The organism is Aestuariibaculum marinum (assembly GCF_014596975.1).
Lineage (GTDB): Bacteria > Bacteroidota > Bacteroidia > Flavobacteriales > Flavobacteriaceae > Aestuariibaculum > Aestuariibaculum marinum.
In genome coordinates this window covers 1-790 of the sequence record NZ_JACVXD010000037.1, presented here as the reverse complement: position 1 = coordinate 790, position 790 = coordinate 1, and the positions used below count along the sequence as shown (strand labels likewise).

The following is a 790-nucleotide window of genomic DNA, read 5'->3' as shown; positions in this document are numbered from 1 at the left end:
ACAGGATTGTAAAATTCACGTTTTCCGTAATAGCCCTTGAGCATTATTAAGTTGAATTTTTTAAGAATTTCTTCTTCTGTAAGTTTAGGGTATTGATATGTTATAGTTTTTTTCTCTTCCGCTTTAAAGTAATATGTATGAGGACCAGGGTCTCTATTACTTACCCAGGCTGAATATGTCTTTCCTTCAATTGGTTTTGTTCCAGTTTTACATGCAGGACAATTTAATGTGCCACATGGAGCAACATAATCATTCACCAAATTAATTTTGGCTAAACTATCTAAAGTACTCAGATATTTATCTCTAAATACCTTTTTCTTTTTAGCTTTAATTTGTATTTCTTCAAGTTTGTTCGTTTTTTCAGACGAAACGAAATCAAAATTTTGTTGTTCGGTGTTTTGTTCTGTAACTTTTGAATTAGGGTAATTTAAGGTTAAAGCAGTTCTTTTTTTATTTAGGGTTTCAAAAGTATTATCATTTATGTTGATGATGTATTTTGGTTTTTCGGGCGTCATGGGTTTTATATATAAATAACTTTGTTCGCTCATTTTAAAATGCTTGGCGCTTATGTTGAATTTTCCAAAATTATCGGTCATAATCATGTCTTTTCCTCTTAAAGAATCGCCTGTAAACGCTATAACTATTTTAGATTTAGGTTCTTCTTTTTTATTGGATTTTTGCAACCGTACAACTCCTGTTAAGCTGTCCGATAAAAACGGTTTGGCATTTTGATGGCTCTCTTTTAGATTTTCGATGTTCCAAATATAACGTCGCCAACCTTGGGTTAACA

The 790-nt window shown here is 31.6% G+C and carries 1 protein-coding gene; it reads right to left on the bottom strand.

Annotation, left to right across the window (positions count from 1 at the left end; translation table 11 throughout):
- Positions 1-790 (bottom strand): hypothetical protein (locus tag ICJ85_RS16115; protein WP_188224823.1); only part of this gene is annotated, 790 nt, incomplete at both ends.